The organism is Kineococcus sp. DHX-1 (assembly GCF_042473625.1).
Lineage (GTDB): Bacteria > Actinomycetota > Actinomycetes > Actinomycetales > Kineococcaceae > Kineococcus.
The window spans coordinates 636,371-658,921 of sequence record NZ_CP170445.1; the positions used below are offsets into that span (position 1 = coordinate 636,371).

At 74.0% G+C, this 22,551-nt stretch carries 20 protein-coding genes and 1 pseudogene; 17 read left to right on the forward strand and 4 right to left on the reverse strand.

Going from position 1 to position 22,551, the window contains the following annotated elements; translation table 11 throughout:
- Positions 1 to 17: 17 nt before the first annotated feature.
- From map to ACFEMC_RS03130, 4 genes are all read left to right on the forward strand, one after another.
- Positions 18 to 785, forward strand: coding sequence for a type I methionyl aminopeptidase (gene map / locus ACFEMC_RS03115; RefSeq protein ID WP_380173516.1), 768 nt, complete (start codon positions 18 to 20; stop codon positions 783 to 785).
- Positions 782 to 1,798 carry a GNAT family N-acetyltransferase gene (locus ACFEMC_RS03120; RefSeq protein WP_380173519.1) on the forward strand — a complete coding sequence of 339 codons (1,017 nt, stop codon included), beginning with the start codon at positions 782 to 784 and terminating at the stop codon, positions 1,796 to 1,798. Before map ends, ACFEMC_RS03120 begins: the two co-directional genes overlap by 4 nt.
- Positions 1,799 to 1,838: 40 nt before the next feature.
- Positions 1,839 to 2,360 (forward strand): GNAT family N-acetyltransferase, encoded by a 522-nt coding sequence (locus ACFEMC_RS03125; RefSeq protein ID WP_380173521.1) that lies wholly within the window; start codon positions 1,839 to 1,841, stop codon positions 2,358 to 2,360.
- A 74-nt stretch (positions 2,361 to 2,434) separates the two neighbouring features.
- Positions 2,435 to 3,463, forward strand: coding sequence for a zinc-binding dehydrogenase (locus ACFEMC_RS03130; RefSeq protein WP_380173523.1), 1,029 nt, complete (start codon positions 2,435 to 2,437; stop codon positions 3,461 to 3,463).
- Here ACFEMC_RS03130 and ACFEMC_RS03135 read toward each other — a convergent pair.
- Positions 3,406 to 3,954, reverse strand: coding sequence for an AAA family ATPase (locus ACFEMC_RS03135; RefSeq protein ID WP_380173525.1), 549 nt, complete (start codon positions 3,952 to 3,954; stop codon positions 3,406 to 3,408). The two genes, ACFEMC_RS03130 and ACFEMC_RS03135, sit on opposite strands and share 58 nt — an antisense overlap.
- 92 nt (positions 3,955 to 4,046) lie before the next feature.
- Between ACFEMC_RS03135 and ACFEMC_RS03140 the strand changes: the two are divergent.
- A pseudogene (locus ACFEMC_RS03140) lies at positions 4,047 to 4,445 on the forward strand (cupin domain-containing protein); the annotation flags it as partial.
- Complete coding sequence (locus tag ACFEMC_RS03145; RefSeq protein WP_380173527.1) at positions 4,328 to 4,933, forward strand: helix-turn-helix domain-containing protein; 606 nt, start codon at positions 4,328 to 4,330, stop codon at positions 4,931 to 4,933. The pseudogene ACFEMC_RS03140 and the gene ACFEMC_RS03145, both read left to right, overlap by 118 nt.
- Here ACFEMC_RS03145 and ACFEMC_RS03150 read toward each other — a convergent pair.
- Entirely contained in the window at positions 4,873 to 5,766 is an 894-nt protein-coding gene (locus ACFEMC_RS03150) for a MurR/RpiR family transcriptional regulator (RefSeq protein ID WP_380173529.1), read from the reverse strand. The genes ACFEMC_RS03145 and ACFEMC_RS03150 overlap by 61 nt on opposite strands.
- Before the next feature lie 94 nt (positions 5,767 to 5,860).
- On the opposite strand from ACFEMC_RS03150, the gene ACFEMC_RS03155 reads away from it, so the two are divergent.
- Complete coding sequence (locus ACFEMC_RS03155) at positions 5,861 to 6,901, forward strand: SIS domain-containing protein (RefSeq protein ID WP_380173531.1); 1,041 nt, start codon at positions 5,861 to 5,863, stop codon at positions 6,899 to 6,901.
- Entirely contained in the window at positions 6,898 to 8,007 is a 1,110-nt protein-coding gene (nagA, locus tag ACFEMC_RS03160) for an N-acetylglucosamine-6-phosphate deacetylase (RefSeq protein ID WP_380173533.1), read from the forward strand. The genes ACFEMC_RS03155 and nagA overlap by 4 nt, the downstream gene beginning before the upstream one ends.
- A gap of 87 nt (positions 8,008 to 8,094) precedes the next feature.
- Here the strand turns inward: nagA and ACFEMC_RS03165 are convergent, their stop codons facing one another.
- On the reverse strand, positions 8,095 to 9,639 hold the full coding sequence (locus ACFEMC_RS03165; RefSeq protein WP_380173535.1) for an APC family permease: 1,545 nt from the start codon (positions 9,637 to 9,639) through the stop codon (positions 8,095 to 8,097).
- Positions 9,640 to 9,828: 189 nt separating this feature from the next.
- Here ACFEMC_RS03165 and ACFEMC_RS03170 point away from each other — a divergent pair, with 189 nt between their 5' ends.
- The gene (locus ACFEMC_RS03170; RefSeq protein ID WP_380173537.1) at positions 9,829 to 11,790 is read left to right on the forward strand and encodes a primary-amine oxidase; all 1,962 of its coding nucleotides are present in this window, start codon (positions 9,829 to 9,831) and stop codon (positions 11,788 to 11,790) included.
- A 53-nt stretch (positions 11,791 to 11,843) separates the two neighbouring features.
- On the opposite strand, the gene ACFEMC_RS03175 is transcribed toward ACFEMC_RS03170, so the two are convergent.
- Positions 11,844 to 13,253, reverse strand: a complete 1,410-nt coding sequence (locus ACFEMC_RS03175; protein ID WP_380173539.1) for an NAD(P)/FAD-dependent oxidoreductase — start codon at positions 13,251 to 13,253, stop codon at positions 11,844 to 11,846.
- A gap of 48 nt (positions 13,254 to 13,301) precedes the next feature.
- On the opposite strand from ACFEMC_RS03175, the gene ACFEMC_RS03180 reads away from it, so the two are divergent.
- From ACFEMC_RS03180 to ACFEMC_RS03215, 8 genes are all read left to right on the forward strand, one after another.
- Positions 13,302 to 13,769, forward strand: a complete 468-nt coding sequence (locus ACFEMC_RS03180) for an Lrp/AsnC family transcriptional regulator (RefSeq protein ID WP_367636189.1) — start codon at positions 13,302 to 13,304, stop codon at positions 13,767 to 13,769.
- A gap of 74 nt (positions 13,770 to 13,843) precedes the next feature.
- Complete coding sequence (locus ACFEMC_RS03185; RefSeq protein WP_380173542.1) at positions 13,844 to 15,238, forward strand: aspartate aminotransferase family protein; 1,395 nt, start codon at positions 13,844 to 13,846, stop codon at positions 15,236 to 15,238.
- Positions 15,235 to 16,587 carry an NAD(P)/FAD-dependent oxidoreductase gene (locus ACFEMC_RS03190; RefSeq protein ID WP_380173544.1) on the forward strand — a complete coding sequence of 451 codons (1,353 nt, stop codon included), beginning with the start codon at positions 15,235 to 15,237 and terminating at the stop codon, positions 16,585 to 16,587. Before ACFEMC_RS03185 ends, ACFEMC_RS03190 begins: the two co-directional genes overlap by 4 nt.
- A gap of 153 nt (positions 16,588 to 16,740) precedes the next feature.
- On the forward strand, positions 16,741 to 18,429 hold the full coding sequence (locus ACFEMC_RS03195; protein WP_380173546.1) for an amidohydrolase: 1,689 nt from the start codon (positions 16,741 to 16,743) through the stop codon (positions 18,427 to 18,429).
- Complete coding sequence (locus tag ACFEMC_RS03200) at positions 18,426 to 19,598, forward strand: ABC transporter ATP-binding protein (protein WP_380173548.1); 1,173 nt, start codon at positions 18,426 to 18,428, stop codon at positions 19,596 to 19,598. The genes ACFEMC_RS03195 and ACFEMC_RS03200 overlap by 4 nt, the downstream gene beginning before the upstream one ends.
- Entirely contained in the window at positions 19,595 to 20,764 is a 1,170-nt protein-coding gene (locus ACFEMC_RS03205) for a spermidine/putrescine ABC transporter substrate-binding protein (RefSeq protein ID WP_380173550.1), read from the forward strand. Before ACFEMC_RS03200 ends, ACFEMC_RS03205 begins: the two co-directional genes overlap by 4 nt.
- Entirely contained in the window at positions 20,764 to 21,648 is an 885-nt protein-coding gene (locus ACFEMC_RS03210) for an ABC transporter permease (RefSeq protein WP_380173552.1), read from the forward strand. The genes ACFEMC_RS03205 and ACFEMC_RS03210 overlap by 1 nt, the downstream gene beginning before the upstream one ends.
- Positions 21,645 to 22,529 (forward strand): ABC transporter permease, encoded by an 885-nt coding sequence (locus ACFEMC_RS03215; RefSeq protein ID WP_380173555.1) that lies wholly within the window; start codon positions 21,645 to 21,647, stop codon positions 22,527 to 22,529. Before ACFEMC_RS03210 ends, ACFEMC_RS03215 begins: the two co-directional genes overlap by 4 nt.
- Positions 22,530 to 22,551: the final 22 nt, after the last annotated feature.

Here is a 22,551-nt window from a genome sequence, read left to right on the forward strand (position 1 = left end):
TTTCCCAGGAGGTCTTCGTGGTGGAACTCAAGACACCCGGCGAGGTCGAGGCCATGCGCGCCGCCGGCCGCGTCGTCGGCCAGGCCCTCGTCGCCGTCCGCGAGGCCGCCGCGGTCGGCGTGCGGCTCGACGAACTGGACGCCGTGGCGCGCGAGGTGGTCTTCGGCGCCGGCGCGACGTCACCCTTCCTCGGCTACCAGCCGCGGTTCGCGGACTCCCCGTTCCCCGGCGTCATCTGCGCCTCCGTCAACGACGCGGTGCTGCACGGCATCCCGGGTCGCTACGCCCTGCGCGACGGGGACCTGCTGAGCGTCGACTGCGGGGCGGTCCTCGACGGTTGGGCGGGCGACTCCGCCACGACGTTCAGCGTCGGCACCCCGCGACCCGAGGACGAGGCCCTCGTCGCCGCCACCCGCGAGGCGCTGGCCGCCGGCATCGCCGCGGCCGTGGTCGGGGGCAGGATCGGCGACATCTCCGCCGCCATCGGGGCCGTCGGCCACGCGCACGGCTGCGGGGTGAACACCGAGTTCGGCGGCCACGGTGTGGGCCGCACCATGCACGAGGACCCCTCCGTCCCCAACGACGGCCGGGCGGGGCGGGGGCTGACGCTGAAACCCGGTCTCGTCATCGCGATCGAACCCTGGTTCACCGCCGGGGGGAACTCCTCCTACCGCACCGACCCGGACGGCTGGACGATGCGCAGCGTCGACGGCAGCCGCGGCGCGCACGAGGAGCACACGGTCGCCGTGACGACCGACGGGCCCGTGGTCCTCACGCTGCCGTGAACCCCGCATCGTCGGAGGCCTGGGGCGTCGCCCGGTACGGGAACCCCTGCACCGAGTGCGGCTGGAGCTGGCCCGCCGGCGAGGAGGCCGTCCAGTTCGTCGAGGGCGTCGCCGAGGAGTTCGCGCACGCCCTCGCCGGCCGGGACGGCGCGACCCGGCACCCCGACCACGGCTGGACGGTCGCGGGGTACGTCGCCCACGTCGGGGACAACCTGCGGCAGTGGGCCGAGCGGCTCGCCGAGGCGCTCGCCGGTGAGGACCGCCTCGTCGCCGCCTACGACCCCGACGCCCTCGGCCGCGCCCGCGGCTACGACGTGGTCACCGCGGAGGGTGCGCTGTGGTCCTTGCGGCACAGCGCCTCCGCGTGGGGGGAGGTCCTGCGGGACGCTCTCGCGCGGGGGATCGTGCTGCGCCACGCCACCCGCGGCGAGCAGCGTGCCGTCGACGTCGCCGGCAACAACGCGCACGACGCGTTCCACCACGTGCACGACGTCCGCCGCGCGCTGGACCTGCCCGGGCGACCGGTCCCGCGCCGCGCGTGGTCGGGAGCGGTGGCGCTGCGGCCGAGCACCCCCGCCGACGCTGACGCGATCACCAGGTGGCTCGCCGACCCGGCCGTGCACCGGTGGTGGGGAGGACGTCCCCTCTCGCGCGAGGAGGTCCTCGCGAAGTACTGCGGCGCGCGCGAACCCGACGTCACCGTCTTCGTCGTCGAGGTGGCGGGGCGACCCGCCGGCGTGGTGCAGGTGTGGCAGGACGCCGAGCGTCCGGGCGCGGGGGGAGTGGACGTGTTCCTCGCGGCCGACGAGCAGGGCCGCGGCACCGGACCCGTCGTGGCCCGGCTCCTGGCGACGCACCTCCTGCGGCGCGGGTGGACGTCGGTCACGGCCGACCCGGCCGAGGGGAACCCCCGGGCGCTCGCGGCGTGGCGGCGGGCGGGTTTCGTGCCCACCGGGGCCACGGGGGAGGACGACGGCCACCGCACGGTCCTGCTGGAGTTCGGTCCCGGCTGACGCCTGGACGACGACGGGGACGCTGCGCTGCACTGGTGGGGTGCAGGCGCTGACGACGGCCCGGTTGCGGCTGCGGGCGTTCGTGACCGGTGACGAGGAGGCCGTGCACCGGTACGCGGGTGACTCCGCGGTCTGCCGGTTCGTCACGTGGGGGCCGAACTCGCCCGAGGACACCCGCCGGTTCGTCGCCGACGTCGTGGCGTCCGCCGGCCAGGGTGGTGAGCGGGAGGCGTGGACGTGGGCGGTCGTCCTCGACGGGGACCTCGTCGGGACCGTCGGTCTGACCGTGCAGAGCCGGGGCAACGCCCGCGGGGAACTGGGCTACGTCCTACGGCGGGACCGGCGGGGTTCCGGCCTCACGACCGAGGCGGCCGCCGCCGTCCTGGAGTTCGCGTTCGGGCCGGCGGGTCTGGCGCGGGTCGAGGCGACGTGCCGGCCGGAGAACTCCGGGTCGCGCCGGGTGCTGGAGGAGATCGGGATGCAGCGCGAGGGCCTGCTGCGTTCGCACGTCGTCGTGCGCGGCGAACGCCGGGACAGCCTGCTGCACGCCGCTGTCCGCTGAACCGCGTCCGGGACGCCCGTGCCATGCTCGGGCGCCACGACCACCCGCACCACACTCGACGAGGAGTCCGCACCGTGCACGCAGCGTTCTTGCCAGGGAACCGCGAGGTCGACCTGCGCGAGGTGCCCGACCCGAGTCCCGGCCACGGCCAGGTCGTCGTCGCGACCCGCGCCTCCACGATCTGCGGGTCGGACCTGCGCGCCATCTACCGCGAGCACCTCGGGGAGGGCCCGGAGGCCTACCAGGGCGTCGTCGGCGGTCACGAACCCGCCGGCCGCGTCGTCGCCGTCGGGTCCGGGGTGGACCGCATCGCCGTCGGCGACCGCGTCGTCGTCTACCACATCAGCGGCTGCGGCCAGTGCGACGACTGCCGCCGCGGGTACCAGATCAGCTGCACCGCACCGACCCGCAAGGCCTACGGCTGGCAGCGCGACGGGGGCCACGCCGACCTGCTGCTCGCCGAGGAGCGCGACCTCCTCGTGCTGCCCGACGAGTTGACGTTCCTCGACGGCGCGTGCGTCGCGTGCGGTTTCGGGACGGCGTACGAGGCGCTGTGCCGGCTCGCCGTCTCCGGCCGGGACCGGCTGCTCGTCGTCGGGCTGGGCCCCGTCGGGCTCGCGGCGGGGTTGCTCGCGAAGGCCATGGGGGCCTCCCGCGTCGTCGGCACCGACCCCAGCCCGGACCGGCGCGCGCTGGCCGTCGAGCTCGGCGCGGTCGACGAGGCGCTCGCGGGCACGGACGAGGAACTCGACGCGGCTCTCGGTGACGGGGCCGAGGCGTCCGTCGACTGCTCGGGGAACGGGCGGGGCCAGCTCACCGCGCTGCGGCACACCCGGCGCTGGGGGCGCGCGGCGCTCGTGGGGGAGGGCGGGCAGTTGTCCGTCGACGTCAGCGAGGTCCTGATCCACCGCCAGCTCACGGTGCACGGCTCCTGGGTGACCTCGACGGTCCGGATGGGCGAACTGCTCGAGAACCTCGCGCGCTGGGGCCTGCACCCGGAGAAGGTCGTGACCCACCGGTTCCCGCTGGCGCAGGCGGCGGAGGCCTACTCCGTCGCCGACTCCGGGGTCGGAGGCAAGGTCGGCGTCGTCTGGGAGGACTGAGCGCGGGCCAGGACCACGGCGGCGGCCTCGGCGGCAGTCAGTTCGCCGAGGTCGACGCGCACCCGCTCCGTCGTCCAGGGCGTGAACTCGACGCGTTCCACGTCCGCCCACGTGGGTTCGGGGTGGCCGGGGATGTCCGCCACCCGGTCCTGCACCCGACGGCGGTGCAGGGCGGGGTCGCCGCAGACGACCTCCACGTCGAGCCACGGCCGGTCCGCCGCGCACGCCACGTCCCACCACAGCTCCCGCGTCACGGGCAGCGGGTTCACCCCGTCGGCGACGACGAGGTGCCCCTGCCGCAGCAGGTCACCCGCGACGGCCCGCGCGACGTGGTGGCCGACGGGGCCGACCGGGTGGGTCGCGGTGCCGGCGTCGACGAGCGCCTGCTCGACCGTGTCGAGACGCACGTGGACGGCGCGGGCGGCGGTGACGAGGGCACGGGCCAGGGAGGTCTTCCCGCTGCCCGGCAGGCCGGAGAGGACGATGAGCACAGTGTCAGTCAACCCCTCCCGCTGGACAGCTGGACATGCTCGTGCGGCTCGCAGGCATGTCCCGGCGTCTCGTCACCGCCTAGCCTCGACCCGTGCTCAGTGACCTGTTCGCCGGGACGGCCACCGACGTCACGCTGTCCCACCTGCGCGAGCCGTGGGGCCTGCGGTTCGAGACCCCGGCCGTGCTCGTCGTCCACGTGCTCGTCCGCGGGGCGGCGCGGTGCGCGGGTCACCCCCTGCGGCCGGGGGACGTCGCGCTGGTCCGGGGAGCGCACGAGCTGACCGACCCCGCGGGTACGGCGCCGGGCGCGGTCGTCGACGGGCCGGGCCGCACGCGGGAACCCCACGAGGCGCCCGAGCGGGCAGGTGACCGGTGGCGGTTGCCGGGAGCGCGCAGCTACGGCGACGCCCTCGACGCCCCCACGCTCCTCGTCCACGCCGCGTACCTCGCCCAGGACCCGGTGGGTCGTCGGGCCCTGGCCGGGTTCCCGGCCGTGCTGACGGGGGGGCCCCCAACGAACTGCTGGCCCTGCTCGCGCAGGAGTCCCTGCGGGACGGACCGGCGCAGCGCGCGGTGCTCGACCGGCTCGTCGACCTGCTGGTCCTCACCGTCCTGCGCGGGCGGCGGGACGTCGGGTTGCTCAGCGCCGCAGCCGACCCGGTCGTCGGTCCGGTGCTGGACCTGCTGCACTCCCGGCCTGGCGAGCGGTGGACCGTGGCGGCGCTCGCGGAGCGGGCGGGAGTGTCGAGGGCCACCTTCGCGCGACGCTTCGCCGAGGTGGTGGGCAGTCCGCCGCAGCGCTACCTGACGGACCTGCGCCTCGACCTGGCCGCCGACCTGCTGCGGCGCAGCGACCGCACGCTCGCCTCGATCGCCGCGGAGGTGGGGTTCTCGGACGCGTTCGCGCTGAGCACGGCCTACCGGCGGCGGCGCGGTCGGCCGCCGTCGACCGAGCGGGGTTCCTCCACCGCCCGGTAGGTGCGCTGCAGCGCGTCCCCGGCGCGGTCCCCGAGGCGTTGCACGACCGCGACGTAGAGGCAGTCCAGGACGAGCGCCGTGGCGGCCCGGCTCGCCATCGCGCCTGCGCGGTAGGCGGTCTCGCGTCCCGTCGCGACGAGGACGTGGTCGGCCGTCTCGCCCAGCGGGGACCCCGCCGAACTGGTCACGGCGACGACCACGGCCCCCCGGTCGCGGGCGCGGCCGGCCGCCGCGACGACGTCGGGGGTGCGGCCGGAGTGGCTGACGACGAGCGCGGTGTCGTCCGGGCCGAGGGTCTCGGAACTGACGAGCGCCGCGTGACCCTCCGTCCGCAGCCGCGTGAGCAGACCTGCGCGGACGGCCTTGTGGTCGAAGTCGGCGGCCAGCAGCCCCGAGGCGCCGATGCCCCAGCAGTCGACGGCGCGCGCGCCGTGGACGGCGTCGGCCGCCGCGCCGAGGGCGGTCAGGTCGAGCGTGCGGGCCGTGGCGTGCAGGGCCTCGCTCTCCAGGGCGGTCAGCGTCGCGACGACGCCGGCGAGGTCGGGCGCGTCCTCGGGGGACTCGGTCAGCAGTGCGGCGGGGGCTGGAGCGGGACCCGCCGCCGCGAGGGCCAGGCGCAGCTGCGGGTACCCGGCGAACCCCAGGGAGCGTGCCGTCCGCACGACGGTCGCCTCGCTCGTGCCCGTGCGGCCCGCGAGGTCGGTGACCGTGAGCTGGGCGGCCGCGACGGGGTCCTCCAGGAGGGCCGTGAGCACCCGGGCTCCCGACGCCGTCGCCGCGGGGACGGCGGCGAGCAGGTGGGCGCGCAGGGCGGCGGGGTCGGGTGCGGTCACAGGGCTCCGTCCAGGGTCTGGCGAGAACTTTCGTCGGGCGCTACCGTCGTGTCAACTTCCTTCATGGAACCCCACCTCCCCGTCTGGAGACCCGTTGAGCCCCGCCCGTGGCCACCTCGTCCGTTCCGAGATCGCCGAACAGCCCGCCGTCGCGGACCGGATCCTCACCGCCGCCGACGGTGAGCTCGCCCGCATCGCCGGCGTCCTGCGGGACAAGGCTCCGCGCGCCGTCCTCCTGACCGCCCGCGGCACGAGCGACCACGCCGCGCTCTACGCCAAGTACCTCCTGGAGATCGGGCTCGGCCTGCCCTGCGGGCTCACGTCCACCTCGACGCTCACCGTCTACGAGGCCACGCCCGACCTGCGCGACGTGCTCTGGATCAGCATCAGCCAGTCCGGCGGCTCCCCGGACCTCGTCGAGTCGACCGCCGCGGCCCGCCGCGCCGGGGCCATCACGCTCGCCGTGACGAACAACCCCGCGTCGCCGCTCGCGCAGGCCGCCGAGCACCACCTCGACGTGCACGCCGGTCCGGAGCTGGCCGTCGCGGCGACCAAGAGCTACACGGCCCAGCTGCTGACCCTCTGGCTGCTCGTGACCACCTGGCGCGGTGGCGACCTCGCGCCCGCCAAGGCCCTGCCCGGGTTCCTCGAGCAGGCCGTGTCGGCCACCGACGTGCCGGACGTCGCCGCCCGCTACCGGTTCGTCGACCGCCTCGTCGTGACCGCCCGCGGCTACTCCTACCCGACGGCGCGCGAGGCCGCGCTGAAGCTCATGGAGACCTCCTACCTGTCGGCTCAGGCGTTCTCGGCCGCCGACCTCATGCACGGCCCGCTCGCCATGGTCGACGCGGACCGTCCCGTCATCGCCGTCGTGCCCCAGGGCCGCGGCGGGGAGGCCATGGCACCCGTGCTCGACGCGCTGCGCGACCGCGGCGCCGACGTCTGCGCCGTCGCCCCCGAGGGCCTCGCGCCCGACGCGACCGTCCGGCTCGCCCTGCCCGGCGGGATGCCGGAGGAGCTCGCGCCCGTCGTGCAGATCGTTCCGCTGCAGCGGCTCGCGCTCGAGATGGCCGTCGCGCGCGGGCTGGACCCGGACGCGCCGCGCGGGCTGCGCAAGGTCACCGAGACCCGATGACCGTCCTGGCGCGGGGCACCGTCCACACCGGCTCCCGGGTGCTGCCCGAGGGCTGGGCCCTGCTGGACGGCCGTGAGGTCGTGGCCGTGGGGACGGGCCCCGTGCCGGACGCCGACCAGACCGTCGAGGGGGCCCACGTCGTCCCCGGGTTCGTCGACGTGCACTGCCACGGCGGCGGGGGCGCCAGCTTCGGCGGTCGCGGGGACGACGCGGTCGCGGCCGCCCGCACCGTCACCGCGGCCCACCGCGCGCACGGGACGACGACGCTCGTCGCGAGCCTCGTCACCGGCCCGCTCGACGAACTCGCCGCCACCGTGGACGCCCTCGGCGACCTCGTCGCCGACGGGGAGCTCGCCGGCGTCCACCTCGAGGGGCCGTGGCTGAGCCCGGACCACCGCGGCGCCCACGCCCCCGGGTTGCTGCGCGATCCCGACCCCGCCGACCTCGACCGGTTCCTGCGCACCGGGGTCGTGCGGATGGTGACCATCGCCCCCGAACTGCCCGGGGGACTGGCTGCGGTGCAGCAGATCACGGCCGCCGGGGCGATCGCCTCGATCGGGCACACCGGCGCCGACGCCGACACCACCCGTCGCGCCGTCGACGCCGGCGCCCGGTGGGCGACGCACCTGTTCAACGCCATGCCCCCCGTCCACCACCGCGAACCCGGCGCCGTCCCCGCGCTGCTGGACGACGACCGCGTCACCGTCGAGCTCATCGCCGACGGGGTGCACCTGCACCCCCTCGTCGTCGCCCTGGCCGCCCGCCGCGCCGGCCGCGGGCGCGTCGCGCTCGTCACCGACGCCATGGCCGCGACCGGGTCGGCCGACGGCCGCTACCGGTTGGGCGACCTCGACGTCGACGTGGTCGACGGGGTGGCCCGGCTCGCCGACGGCGGGTCGATCGCCGGGAGCACCCTCACCCTGGACCGCGCCCTGCGGTTCGCGGTGACCGAGGCGGGCCTGGAGCTCGCCGACGCCCTCGACGCGGTCACGGCGACCCCCGCGCGGCTCCTCGGCCGCACCGACGTCGGCCACCTGGAACCCGGCGCCCGCGGCGGCGCCGTCGTCCTCGACGCCGACCTCGCGCTCCTCCGCGTCCTCACCTGACGCGCGCCCTCCGGGGGGTGGCTCGTAGACGCGACGGGCTCAACCTGTGAGCCGGTTGCGTCTACGAGCCCAACCCCGCGGGTGCCCTCAGAGCCCGCCGACGGGCGGCTGCCCGGTGTCGGGGACGAGGACGGGGGTGTCCGCGTCGAGCGTCTGGCCGCGGAAGAACGCGCCCAGCCGGGCGGCGCACAGCAGCATCAGCGGCACCCCGAGGGCCAGCATCCCGACGCCGATGACGAACACCCCGCCGAGCGGGCCGAACGTCGTGAACCCGTAGTCCGGGGCCAGCATGTCGACGCTGCTCTGGACGAACGCCCACAGCATCGCCAGCCCGCCGAGGGCCGGGAACACCCCCCGCAGCAGCAGGTCCCGGGCCGAGCGGGTCAGCGTCCGGCGGAAGAACCACACGCACGAGAACGCCGTGATGCCGTAGTAGAACGCGACGGCCAGGCCCAGCGAGGCGATCGAGTCCTGCAACGCGTTCTGGCTCACCAGGCTCAGCACGAGGTAGAACGCGACCGCTGCAGCACCCATGACGACCGTCCCGTAGGACGGCGTCTTGAACCGCGGGTGGACCTTCGCGAACCGTTGCGGCAGAGCGCCGTAGACGGCCATCGACAGCGTGCCGCGGGCCGTCGGCAGGATCGTCGTCTGCGTCGAGGACGCCGCGGATATCGCGACGGTCACGAGCAGCAGCCCGGACAGGACGGCCCCGCCGACGGGGGCGCCGAGGGTGGACAGGACGTCGTCGGCGTTCTCGGGGTTGTTCAGCCCGATGCCCGTCGTCCCGAACCCGGCGTAGGCCTGCACCGCGACCGCGACGAGCACGTACGTCACGACGAGGATGACCGTGGCCAGCAGAGCGGCCCGGCCAGGGGTCCGGTCGGCGTCGCGGGTCTCCTCGCTGACGGCCAGGCACGCGTCCCAGCCCCAGTAGATGAAGATGCAGAGGATCACCGCCTCGGCGAGCGCCGACCCGCTGACGCCGAACGGGGAGAACCAGTCCCACTGCGGCCGGACGGCCTGGTCCCCGGCGCCGCCGGTGTAGACGAGGTACAGCGCACCCACGGACACGACGCCCAGCACGAGGAACTGCACGACGATGAGGACGTTCTGGATGCGCTCGGAGATCACGATCCCGCGGTAGCTGACCCACGTCATGCCGACGATGAACACGAGGCCGAGCCCGACCCGCAGCGGCAGGTTCTCGGCGGCGCCGTCCAGGCCGAGGAACCGCAGCGTGTAGACGGCGGAGATCTCCGCGACGTTGGCGAGCACGATGATCGCCGAGACCGCCACGCCCCAGCCGCCCATCCAGCCGACCCAGGGGCCGAACGCCTTGGTGCCCCAGGTGAAGGTCGTCCCGCAGTCCGGCGCCGCGCGGTTGAGTTCCCGGTAGGCGACGGCCACCAGCAGCATCGGCACGAACGCCACGAGGAACATCGCCGGCGCCTTGTCGTGCACCGCCAGGACGACGTAGCCCAGGGTGGCGGCGAGGCTGTAGACGGGAGCGGTGGCGCCGAGGCCGATGACCGTGTTGCCCCACAGCCCGAGCGCTCCGGACTGCAGTCCCTTGCCGGCCGCGGGGGAGGTGGCGAGCGGCGAGCTCGGGGGGTGGTCGGCACGTGCCATCGGGGCTCCTGACGTCGAGGGGGGTCCAGAACCGGGCGACCCTAACAGCGCGAGATGACGTGCTCGCGGAATCCGTCGTGACGAGCGCGCGACGCGACGGAAAACGCGGCCCTCGCTGGACGGGTCCTGACCTCTCGGTCAGACTGGCCGTCCATCAGCCGATGGAGCCACCGATGGAGGAGGACTGCCGTGCCGGCGCACCCGCTGGTCCCGTTGGACGCCGAGGAGTTCGGCCGCAACCTCGAGGTGCTGCGAGGGAGTGGCCGCCTGGCCCCCTCCATGCGCTTCGCCGGCGTCGTGCTCGCCGAGCCGCCCAAGGCCGACGTCCTGGCGTGGCGGCCTGGTGACGACGTTCCCCGCCGCGCGCGCTCGATCGTCTGGGACCGCGCCGACGGCCGGACGTACGACGTCCTCGTCGACCTCGTGGCCGGGGCGGTCGAGCACTTCGAGCACCTGCCGGGGGTGACCCCGAACTTCACGCTCGACGAGTTCCACGAGGCCGAGGAGGCCCTCAAGCGCGAACCCCGTGTCGTCGAGGCGCTCGCCGCCCGCGGGATGACCGACCTCGACCTCGTCCTGCTCGACACCTGGACGTTCGGCGCGGCCGTGATGCCCGAGCAGTGGCGCGACCGGCGGCTCGGCTGGGTCGACGTGTGGCGGCGGGAGACCCCCGGCGGCAGTCCTTACGCCCACCCGGTCAGCGGCCTGAAGTTCATCCTCGACATGAACACCTACGAGCTGCTCGACGTCGAGGATGCGCCCGCCGCCCCGGACGCGCCGACGCGGGGCGAGTACGACCCGGCGCTGACAGGCATCACGGGCCGCACCGACCTGCGGACCCTCGACATCACGCAGCCGGACGGGCCCTCGTTCACGATCAGCGAGGACGGCGAACTCCGCTGGGCGAACTGGTCGGTGCGCCTCGGCTTCACCCACCGCGAAGGACTGGTCCTGCACCAGCTCGCCTGGCACGACGGGGACGAGCGCCGCGAGGTCGGCTACCGGCTGTCCTTCGCGGAGATGGTCGTGCCCTACCGCGACCCGTCCTTCGACCACCGCCGCCGCACCGCCTACGACATCGGCGAGTGGGGCCTGGGGTACATGACGACGTCCCTGGAACTCGGGTGCGACTGCCTCGGTGAGATCCGCTACGTCGACGCCGTCCTGACCGACTCCCGCGGCGAGGCCTACACCGTGCCGCAGGCGATCTGCCTGCACGAGGAGGACGACGCCGTCCTGTGGAAGCACGTCGACGAGCGCGCCGGCGCCCAGGTGCGGCGTTCGCGGCGCATGGTCGTCTCCTTCCACGCGACCGTCGCGAACTACGAGTACCTCGTCTACTGGCGGCTGTACCTCGACGGCACGATCGAGTGCGAGGTGCGCGCGACGGGGATCATGGTGACGACCCCGTTGCCCGAGGGTGCCCCGACGCCCGCGACGGGGGTCCTCGTCGACGAGCGCACGTACGCGCCCATCCACCAGCACTTCCTCGTCGCGCGCCTCGACCTCGACGTCGACGGGCAGCACGCCACCGTGCACGAGGTCGACACCCACGTCGCGCCGACGGGTCCGGACAACCCGCACGGTCTGGCCCTGACGACGACCTCGACACCGGTCCGCTCCGAGCGGGAGGCCGGCCGCGACGTCGACTGGCAGAAGCAGCGCGTCTGGAAGGTGGCGAGCACGCGGCGCACCAACGCCGTGGGCACGCCGACGGCGTACAAGCTCACGACACCGGACGCCATCCCGCACCTGTTCGCCCCGGACGCCCCGCAGTTCCTGCGCGCCCCCGTCATCGGCCACGACGTGTGGGTCACCCGGCACCACGACGACGAGTTGTGGCCGGCGGGTGACCACCCGACGCAGAGCAGCGGGGACGAGGGCATGACCCGGTGGATCGCCGACGACGAACCGCTGGAGGACACCGACGTCGTGCTGTGGCACGTCTTCGGCATCCACCACGTCCCGCGGGTGGAGGACTGGCCCGTCATGCCTCAGGACGCCGTCGCGTTCCGGCTCAAGCCCGCCGGGTTCTTCGACCGGAACCCCGCGCTCGACGCACCCGCTCCGGCGGGCCACCACGGCCAGCACTGCCACTCCGGCCACGAGCCCGGGGCGGCGTCGGGCGAGGTGGGCGGCAAGACGGGCTGAGAGACCGGTTGCTGCGCAACGGGTCCTCACGAACCCGTTGCGCACCCGAGGGGTCAGGAGTCGAAACCCAGCCCCAGCCGGTCCAGCGTCCGCAACCAGGCGTTGCGCTGGCCCTCGTGCCGGTCGGCGTGGTCGAGGGACCGGGTGGTGACCTCCACCCCGCCCCACGCGATCGGTTCCGGCGGGAACGGCACCGGCGGGGTCCGCACGAGGTCGAGCTCGGTGCGTTCCGTCGGGCCGTCCTCCTCACGGGCCAGCAGGTCCAGCAGGACGTCGGCGGCGAACCGCGTCATCCCGACCCCCAGACCCGTGTACCCGGCGACGTGCGCGACGCGGCCGCCGTGGCCGGTGCCGAAGAACGGGAAGAACCGCGTGCACGTGTCGATCGCGCCGCCCCAGGCGTGCGTGAACCGCAGACCCTCCAGCTGCGGGAACGTCTGCTGGAAGTGCGAGGCGAGCGTCCGGAACGAGGCCGGGTTCTGGTCGTACTCGGCCGACAGCCGCCGGCCGTAGTGGTAGACGGCGTCGTACCCGCCGAACAGGACGCGGTCGTCCGCCGTGCGGCGGTAGTAGTGGAAGCGGTTCCCGAGGTCGCCGATGCCCTGGCGGTTCCGCCAGCCGATCGCGTCGAACTGCGCCGTCGACAGCGGTTCGGTCACCAGCGCGTAGTCGTAGACGGGGATCGTGTGCCACCGGTACCGCTGCAGCAGCGACGGGAACACGTTGGTGCCCAGGGCGACTCGGCGTGCGCGCACGTCGCCGCCGGCCGTCCGCAGGACGACGTCGCGGCCGTCGGAGGACAGAGCGCGCACGGCGGTGTGCTCGGCGATGCGGACGCCGAGCTCGAGGCAGGTGCGCTTGAGCTCCCAGCACAGCCGGGCCGGGTTCACGAGGGCCGTGTCGTCCGGCGTCCACGCCCCTGCGAGGTAGGTGGGGGAGTCGACCTGGGCGCGGACGGCGGCCGCGTCGAGGAACCCGGGTTCGGCGCGCAACTGGTCGACCTGGTACGCCTCGGTCGCGACCGACAACCCACCCGTGCGCTCGAAGTCGCAGGCCCAGCCGTACCGGGCGACGTCGGCCTGCAGACCGTCGAGGTTGGCCAGCCCGAGGGCGTCGAGCCGGTCGACCTCGTCCGGGAGGTGGAGCTCCCCGTTGCTGCGGCCGTGCGTCAGGCTCGCGTCGATGAACCCGCCGTTGCGCCCGGAGGCGGCCCAGCCGATCCACGCGCCCTCCAGCAGCAGCACGTCGCGGTCCGGGTCGCGTTCCTTGGCGCGCAGGGCCGTCCAGAGCCCGGTGAACCCGCCGCCCACGACGACGAGGTCGGCGCGGGTGCCGGTGATGAGGGGAGGTTCCGGGTCGGGCCGACCGGGGTCGTCGAGCCAGAACGGAGTGCTGGCGACTCCCCGCAGGGCGTCGTCGACGGCCGGTGAACTCGAGGTGAGGAACGGCACCCGCCGAGTCATACCCCGGATCGTCGGTGGGCGGCAAGGGGTTCCGCGTAGCATCGACGAGTGCCCAGCCGACAGCCAGCCCTCGCCCTGGACGACGTCTCCAAGCGCATCATCGAGGTGCTGCAGGAGGACGGCCGGATGTCCTACGCGGCGATCGGCAAGGCCGTCGGGTTGTCCGAGGCGGCGGTCCGACAGCGGGTGCAGCGCCTCCTCGACAGCGGGGTCGTGCAGATCGTCGCGGTGACCGACCCCGTGCAGGTGGGGTTCGCGCGCCAGGCCATGATCGGGATCCGCGCCGAGGGGGACACCCGGATCGTCGCCGACCGGCTGGCCGAGGTCCCCGAGATCGACTACGTCGTGGTCACGGCCGGCTCCTTCGACGTCATCGTCGAGGCGGTCTGCGAGGACGACGACGGGCTGCTCGAGCTCATCAACGCCAAGATCCGCGCCATCCCGGGGGTCGTGGCGACGGAGACCTTCGTCTACCTGAGCCTGCGCAAACAGCTGTACAACTGGGGCACGCGCTGATGGATCCGCAGTCGAGCCCCTTTTCCGCCACGGAATGCTTGTCGTTGCTGTACCGGCCGGTCTAGTGTCCGGGCATGTCCAGCCACCTCGCGACCACTCCGCGCGGCACCGACCGTTCCGTGGCTGCGCGTGACCACCTGTGGATGCACTTCACGCGGCACGCGCCCTTCGACGCCGGTGACGACGTCCCCGTCATCGTCCGCGGTGAGGGTGCCCGCATCTGGGACTCCCGCGGCCGGGAGTACATCGACGGACTCGCCGGCCTCTTCACCGTCCAGGTCGGCCACGGCCGCACCGAGCTGGCGGAGGCCGCCGCCCGGCAGGCCTCCACCCTGGGGTTCTTCCCGCTCTGGTCCTACGCCCACCCCGCCGCGATCGACCTGGCCGAACGCCTCGCCCACGAGGCGCCGGGCGACCTGGACCGCGTCTTCTTCACCACCAGCGGCAGCGAGGCCGTCGAGACGGCGTGGAAGCTCGCCAAGGCGTACTACAAGCGCACCGGGAAACCGGGCAAGCACAAGGTCGTCAGCCGTTCCATCGCCTACCACGGCACCACGCACGGGGCGTTGTCCATCACGGGCATCCCGGGGGTGAAGGCCGACTTCGAACCCCTCGTCCCCGGTACGTTCCGCGCCCCGAACACCAACCACTACCGGGCGCCCGAGCACCTGCGCGAGGACGCCAAGGCGTTCGGTCGCTGGGCGGCGGACCGGGTGGGGGAGGCCATCGAGTTCGAGGGCGCCGACACCGTGGCCGCCGTGTTCGTCGAACCCGTCCAGAACGCCGGCGGCTGCTTCCCGCCCCCGCCCGGGTACTTCGAGCGGTTGCGCGAGATCTGCGACGAGCTGGACGTCCTGCTCGTCAGCGACGAGACGATCTGCGCCTTCGGTCGCATCGGGGAGCTGTTCGCCTGCAAGGACTTCGACTACGTCCCGGACATCATCACCTGCGCCAAGGGGCTCACGAGCGGGTACTCCCCGCTCGGGGCGGTCATCGCCTCGGAGCGCATCTTCGCACCGTTCCGGGCGCCCGGCGAGGTGTTCGCGCACGGCTACACGTTCGGTGGCCATCCCGTCTCGGCGGCCGTCGCGATGGCGAACCTCGACATCTTCGAGCGCGAGGGTCTCGTCCAGCACGTCCACGAGAACGCCCCGCTGTTCCGTGCCGCGCTGGAACGCCTGCTCGACCTGCCGATCGTCGGTGACGTGCGCGGCGAGGGGTTCTTCTACGGCATCGAACTGGTCAAGGACCAGGCGACGCGGGCGACGTTCGACGACGCCGAGTCCGAGCGCCTGCTGCGGGGTTTCCTGTCCCCGGCGCTGTGGGAGGCCGGGTTGTACTGCCGCGCCGACGACCGCGGCGACCCCGTCATCCAGCTCGCGCCGCCGCTGGTCATCGGCCCCCCGGAGTTCGACGACATCGAGCAGCGCCTGCGGTCGGTCCTCACCGAGGCGGGCCGGCTGCTGTGATCCGGTCGCTCTGGGAGGACACCGCTCCGCCGGGTCCGGCGCGGGACCCCCTCGACGGGGACACCGAGGTCGACGTGTGCGTCGTCGGGGCCGGGTACACCGGGTTGTGGACCGCCTACCACGTCCTCGCGCACGACCCGTCGGCGTCGGTCCTCGTCGTCGAGGCCGAGCGGGCCGGGTTCGGGGCGAGCGGCCGCAACGGCGGCTGGTGCTCGGCCTTGCTGCCGCAGGGGGAGGGCGCTCTGGCCGCCGAGCACGGTCCCGCTGCCGCCCGCGCCATGCGCGAGGCCATGCGTGGCACGATCGACGAGGTCGAGCGCGTCGTGCAGGCCGAGGGGATCGACTGCCACTTCCGCCGCGGCGGCACCGTCGTCGTGGCCCGCAGCGAGCCGCAACTGGCTCGGGCCGCCGCCGAGGTGGCGGCGGACGAGCGCGCGGGGTCGCCGGAGCGGCTGCGACTGCTGGACGCAGAGCAGACCCGCAAGACCGTCGGCATGACCCGCGCCCTCGGCGCGACCTACACCCCGGACTGCGCACGCATCCACCCCCTGCGCCTGGCGCGGGGCCTGGCGGAGGCGGTCGAACGCCGCGGCGGGCGGATCGTCGAGGGCACCCGGGCCACGGAGGTCGTGGCCGGCCGCGTCCGCACCGACCGCGGCACGGTCCGGGCCCGGCACGTGGTGCGCGCCACCGAGGCGTGGACGGCGACCACGGGCTCGCGCGAGGTCGTCCCGGTCTACTCGCTCATGGTCGCGACCGAGCCCCTCCCCGCCCGGTTCTGGGACCAGGCGGGGCTGGAGGGCGGGGAGACGTTCTCCGACCACCGGCACGTCATCGTCTACGGCCAGCGCACGGCCGACGACCGCCTCGTCTTCGGCGGCCGCGGCGCGCCGTACCACTTCGGTTCCGCCGTCAAGCCGCAGTTCGACGGGGACGAGGGCGTGTTCCGCGGCCTGCGCGCCACCCTGCGGGACATGTTCCCGGCCGTCGCCGGTGCCCGGTTCACCCACGCGTGGGGCGGTCCGCTCGGCATCGCGCGCGACTGGCACGCCTCCGTCCGGCACGACCCGGTGACCGGCCTCGGCAGTGCCGGCGGCTACGTCGGCGACGGGGTCGGCACGGCGAACCTCGCCGGGCGGACGCTGGCGGCGAGCATCACCGGCCAGGACTCCGAGCTCCTGCGGCTGCCGTGGTTCGGGCACGTCCCGCCCCGGTGGGAGCCCGAACCGCTGCGCTGGCTCGGCGTCAACGCCGGGCTGCTGGTGGCGCGGGCCGCGGACGCCGCGGAGACCGTCCTGGGGCGCCGGACGCCCCTGTCGACCGCCCTGGCCCGGCTCACGGCGCACTGACGCCGCGGGGGTACGGCCGCCACCCGGAGTGCTCCCGTCCTCACCCGGCCGGTCCGTCGCAGGGCCGCTCGAGGGGCGGAACCGGTGGTGGCAACACGATCGAAACACCGAATCCGTTGTCACGGAGGCGATCTGCTTGTACCTTCCGATGCCATGAGCGGTACTGCGGACCTCGTCCTGCACTCCGGACGGGTCTTCACCGGCTCCGGGCTGCACCCGTCGGCGACGGCGGTGGCCGTCAGCGACGGCCGCGTCGCCGCCGTCGGGACCGACGCCGAGGTGAGGGACCGGGTCGGGCCGGGCACCCGGACCGTCGACCTCGCCGGCCGGCTCGTCCTCCCCGGCTTCACCGACGCCCACGTCCACCCCGTCATGGGCGGGCTGGAGCGCCTCGGCTGCGACCTCAGCGAGGTCCACGGCGCCGGGGCCGCGCTCGACCGCGTCGCGGCGTACGCCGCAGCCCACCCCGGTGAGTGGATCTCCGGCGGGGGCTGGTCGATGGCGGACTTCCCCGGCGGCACCCCGCGCCGGGAGGACCTCGACCGGATCGTCCCGGACCGCCCCGTCCTCCTGCTGAACCGCGACCACCACGGCGCCTGGGCCAACAGCCGGGCGCTGGAGCTGGCCGGCGTCGACGCCCGCACCCCCGACCCCGCCGACGGCCGCATCGAGCGCGACCCCGACGGCACCCCGACGGGGACGCTGCACGAGGGGGCCATGGACCTCGTCAGCCGGCTGCTGCCGCGCGTCACCGCGGACGACCTCGCCGCGGGCCTCGCCGAGGGGCAGCGGTACCTGCACTCCGTGGGCGTCACCGGCTGGCAGGACGCCATCGTCGGCAGCTACGCCGGCCACTCCGACACGACGCCGGTCTACCTGCGCGCGGCCGCCGACGGCGCGCTCAGCGCCCGTGTCGTGGGGGCGCTGTGGTGGCCGCGCGGTCGCACCGTCGAGGAGGTCGACGACGTCGTGGCCGGGTTCGTGGCGCACCGCGAGCGGGTCGCCGCCGCCGGCTCGGACCGGTTCGCGACGACGAGCGTCAAGATCATGCTCGACGGGGTCGCGGAGAACCGGACCGCCTCGATGCTCAGCCCGTACCTCGACGGCTGCGGCTGCAGCTCGGGGGAGACGGGCCTGTCGTACCTGGACCGGGACCTGCTGCTGGCCGCCGTGCCCGCGCTCGACGCGGCGGGTTTCGACGTCCACGTCCACGTCATCGGCGACCGCGCCGTGCGCGACGCCCTCGACGCCGTCGCCCTGGCCCGGCGGTCGCCGGCCTCGCGGGGCGGTCGTCACCACCTGGCGCACCTGCAGGTCGTCCACCCCGACGACGTGCCCCGGTTCGCCGCGCTCGACGTCACCGCCAACGCCCAGGCGCTGTGGGCCTGCGAGGAGGAGCAGATGACCGCGTTGACCACACCCCTGCTGGGACCGGAGCGGAACTCCTGGCAGTACCCCTTCGGGGAGTTGCTGCGCACCGGAGCCCGTCTCGTCATGGGGTCGGACTGGCCCGTCTCCACCCCTGACCCGTGGCAGGCCGTGCACGTCGCGGTGAACCGCACCCCGCCCGGGGTCGACGCGACCGCGTTCTTCCCCGAGCAGGCGCTGACCCTCACCGAGGCGCTGCACGCCTACACGGCCGGCTCGGCCTGGATCAACCGCCACGACGAGGCGGGGACCCTCGCCCCGGGCGCCGTCGCCGACCTCGCCGTCGCCAGCGTGGACCCGTTCGCCCTGGATGCTCGCGACCTGCACGAGGTGCGGACGGACCTGACGTTCGTGGCGGGTGCCCCCGTCCACGACGCCTCGGAACCCGCGGACCTGACGGCGGTGGGACGGTGAGCGGAGTCGACGAACGACCGCAGGCGGTCGTGCTCGCACCCGACACGTCCTCCCTCGCCGGCACCGGCGGCGGGTCGGTCGACATCACCGGTGTCGTCAAGCGGTTCGGCGCGGCGACGGCCGTCGACGGCGTCGACCTGCACGTGCGGTCCGGGGAGTTCCTGTCCCTCCTCGGGCCCAGCGGCTGCGGCAAGACGACCCTGCTGCGAATGCTGGCCGGGTTCGAGCAGCCCGACGAGGGCGACCTCGCCATCGACGGCACGTCCGTCCTGGGTCTGCCCCCGCACCGGCGTCCGGTGAACACGGTGTTCCAGGCCTACGCGCTGTTCCCGCACATGACGGTGGCCGAGAACGTCGCCTACGGCCTGCGGCAGAAGGGACTGCGGCGCAAGCGGGTCGAGGCGCAGGAGATCCGCCGTCGGGTGGGGGAGGCCCTGGAGATGGTGCGCATGAGCGCCTTCGCCCAGCGGTCCCCGAGCGCCCTGTCCGGGGGTCAGCAGCAGCGCGTCGCCCTCGCCCGCGCGCTCGTCAACCGGCCGCAGGTCCTGCTGCTGGACGAACCCCTGTCCGCCTTGGACCGCAAGCTGCGCGAGGAGATGCAGGTCGAACTCAAACTGCTCCAGACCAGCCTCGGCACGACGTTCGTCTTCGTCACCCACGACCAGGAGGAGGCCCTGTCGATGAGCGACCGCATCGCGGTCATGCTCGACGGCCGGGTCCAGCAGTTCGGGGTTCCCGAGGAGGTCTACGCCGAACCCGTCAGCGCCTTCGTCGCCGGGTTCATCGGCAAGCAGAACTTCCTGCCCGGAACCCTCGTGCAACCCGGCGTGGTCCGCTGCCCCGAGGGCACGCTGGCCACCCGCGCGGTCGACCTGCCCGCGGGATCGGCCGTCCTCGCGGCGGTGCGACCCGAGGCGGTCCAGGTGACCACCGGCGACGCGCACGGCGCCACCAACCGCGTGCGCGGCCGCCTCGCCGGCGTCGCCCACCTCGGCGACGTCGTGCAGCGCGTCGTCGTGACCTCCTCCGGGGTCGAGGTGCTGGCTCGGGCCCCGCGGGGCGCCGCCGGGCCCGGCACCAGCGAGGTCGGCGCCGAGGTCTGGTGCGGATTCGCCCCCGAGAACGTCCACGTCTTCCCCGCCCCCCTGACCCCCGGGAGCCCTGCGTGACCGACCACCCCACCGCCCTCGTCCCCGCCGGGACCGCCGGCCGCCTCGGCCGTGCCCTCACCCGGCGCCGCAGCGTGCTCGCCGCCCTCGCCTCCACCGCCGCGCTCGCGGCCTGCGGCGGCGGGAAGGGCGGCGGCTCCGGTTCCGCGGTCTCGCCCGACGGGAAGGTCGAGGACAGCCTCAACGTCTACAGCTGGGCCGACTACGACGACCCGGACAACCTCAAGACGTTCGAGGCGACGGGACCGAAGCTGCAGGTCGACAGCTACGCCTCGAACGAGGAGATGATCGCCAAGCTCGTCGCCGCGAACGGCGCCAGCGGGTACGACATCGTCGTCCCCACCGGCCTGTTCATCCCGCAGATGTCGCAGAACGGGCTGCTGGAGGAGATCGACCACAGCAAGCTCGAGAACTTCGCCAACCTCGACCCGGCCTACCTCGGCCGCACCTGGGACCCGGACAACAAGTGGTCGGTGCCGAAGGACTGGGGCACGACCGGTTTCGTCTACGACAACACCGTCGTCAAGCGGCAGCTCACCTCCTGGGCCGACTTCCTCGACGCGGCCCAGAAGGAGGCCTCCGGGAACACCTCGATCCTCGAGGACCCCTGGGAGGTCATGAGCATCTGGTTCGCCGCCAACGGCGTGGACCCGAACACCGAGGACCAGGCGAAGATCAAGGAGGCGCGCGAGGCCCTCGTGAAGGACCTCGCGCCGCACCTGAAGGGCTTCGAGTCCAACCCCGGCAGCAGCGCCATCGCGCAGTCGACGTTCGCCCTCATGCAGTGCTGGAACGGCGACGCGCGCCTCGGGATCGACGCCTCGAGCACGCCGGACAAGTGGACGTACGTGTACCCGACGCCGACGGCGAACCTCTGGATCGACAACTGGTGCATCGCCAAGGGTGCTCAGCACCCCGACGCCGCGTACGCGTTCATCGACTTCATGCTCGGGGAGGAGGCGGCGGTCAAGGAGGTCCTTTACACCGGCTACCCGTCGGCCATCAAGGACATCGGGACCAAGGCGGCCGCCGCCGGGCTCGACCGTCCCGAGCTGGTGTTCCCGGACAAGGGCATCGTCGACCGCCTCACCGCCAGCGTCCTCAACAGCGGGCACCAGGCCATCGTCGAGGCCGTGGACGCGATCCGCGCCGCGGCGGGGAACTGATGCTCCGACGGCTGCGCACCCCCCACGGTGCGCTCGCCCTGCCGGCCTGGGTGTTCCTGCTCGGGTTCTTCGTGGCCCCCGTGGCGCTCGTCGTCTGGTACAGCTTCGGCTACAAACCCGGCCTGTTCGGCACGCACGCCAACGACGTGCTGTCGCTGGACCGGTACGGGGAGGCCCTGTCGGGGACGTTCGTCCGGACGTTCTGGAACACGCTGCGCATCGCCGTGGTGGGCACGCTCGTCTGCCTCGTGGTGGCGCTGCCCTTCGCCTACTGGCTCGCGGTCAAGGTGTCCCCGCGCTGGCGCGGGCTGGTGCTGGCCCTCGTCATGGTGCCGTTCTGGACGAACTTCCTCGTCCGCACGCTCGGGTGGCAGATCGCGCTGTCGCCCCAGGGACCGTTCTCGACGGCGTGGCAGGCCCTCGGGGGGGACCCCTTCGAGGTCCTCTACACCCGCGGCGCCGTCCAGCTCGGCGTCGTCTACAACTACCTCCCCCTCATGCTGCTGCCGCTCTACGTCGCGCTGGAACGCACGAGCCAGGCGCTGCGCGAGGCCAGCCGCGACCTGGGGGCCGGCCGCTGGCGCACCTTCGTCGACGTGACCCTGCCGCTGGCGTTCCCCGGCATCGCCTCGGGCAGCCTGCTGGTGTTCGTGCCGCTGATGGGCGACTACGTCACCGCCACGGTCCTCGGCGGGGCCAAGGGGAACATGGTCGGCCAGCTCGTGGCCGGGCAGTTCCAGTCGGCCCAGAACTGGGCGCTCGGGTCGGCCATGGCCGTCGTCCTCATCCTGTTCACCGGGGGCACGGTGCTGCTCACCGCCCTCGGGGTGCTCGTCGTCCGCCGGGTGCGCGGCGCCCGTCGCCACGTGGAGGTCGCGCTGTGATCGACGAACACCCGCCCACCGTCGTCCGCTCCCGTCCTGCGCGGCGCCGCAGCCGGTCCGACGCCCTGCTCGGCGTGTGGGGCGTCCTGGTCCTGGCGTTCCTGTTCCTGCCCATCGCCGTGATCGTCGTCTACTCGTTCAACTCCGGGCGCCTGCTCACCTCCTGGGGCGGGGCGGGGTTCGAGGCGTACTCGGCCGGGTTGTCCCGGCCGGTCATCCGCGCGGCCGTCGCGACGTCGCTGCAGAGCGCGGCGGGGGCGGCGCTGCTGTCCGCCGTCATCGGGTCCCTGGCCGGCCTGGCCCTCGCCCGGGTCCGCGGCCGGTGGGCCGGCGCGCTGACGCTGCTGCTCGGGCTCACCCTCGTCACCCCCGAGATCGTCGACGCGATCTCGCTGCTCGGCTGGTTCGTCTCCCTCGACACCGAGGCCGGGCTACCGCTGTTCGGCAACGGCATCGCCCGTCTCGTCATCGCGCACTCGGTGCTGTCGACGGCCGTCGTGACGTTCATCGTCCGGGCCCGCGTCGCCGGGCTGGACTCCCGGCTGGAGGAGGCGGCGGCTGACCTCTACGCGACGCCGTGGCGTCGGTTCCGCGACATCACGCTGCCGCTGGCGGCGCCCGGGGTGCTGGCCGGTGGGCTCATGGCCTTCACGCTCAGCCTCGACAACACGATCGTCGCGAGCTTCGTCTCGCTGCCGGGGGCGAGCCCCTGGCCCGTCTACGTGTTCTCGGCCCTGCGCGCCGGCCTGCGACCGGAGATCGCCGCCGTCTCGACCCTCATGCTGCTGCTGACCCTCGTCGCTCTCGGCGTCGTCGCGCTCGTGCTGCGCCGTTCGGGTGACTCGGCCTCGGACATCGCGCGCACGATGGCAGGGGGCTGACCGCCACCCGTTGTGGTCGTGG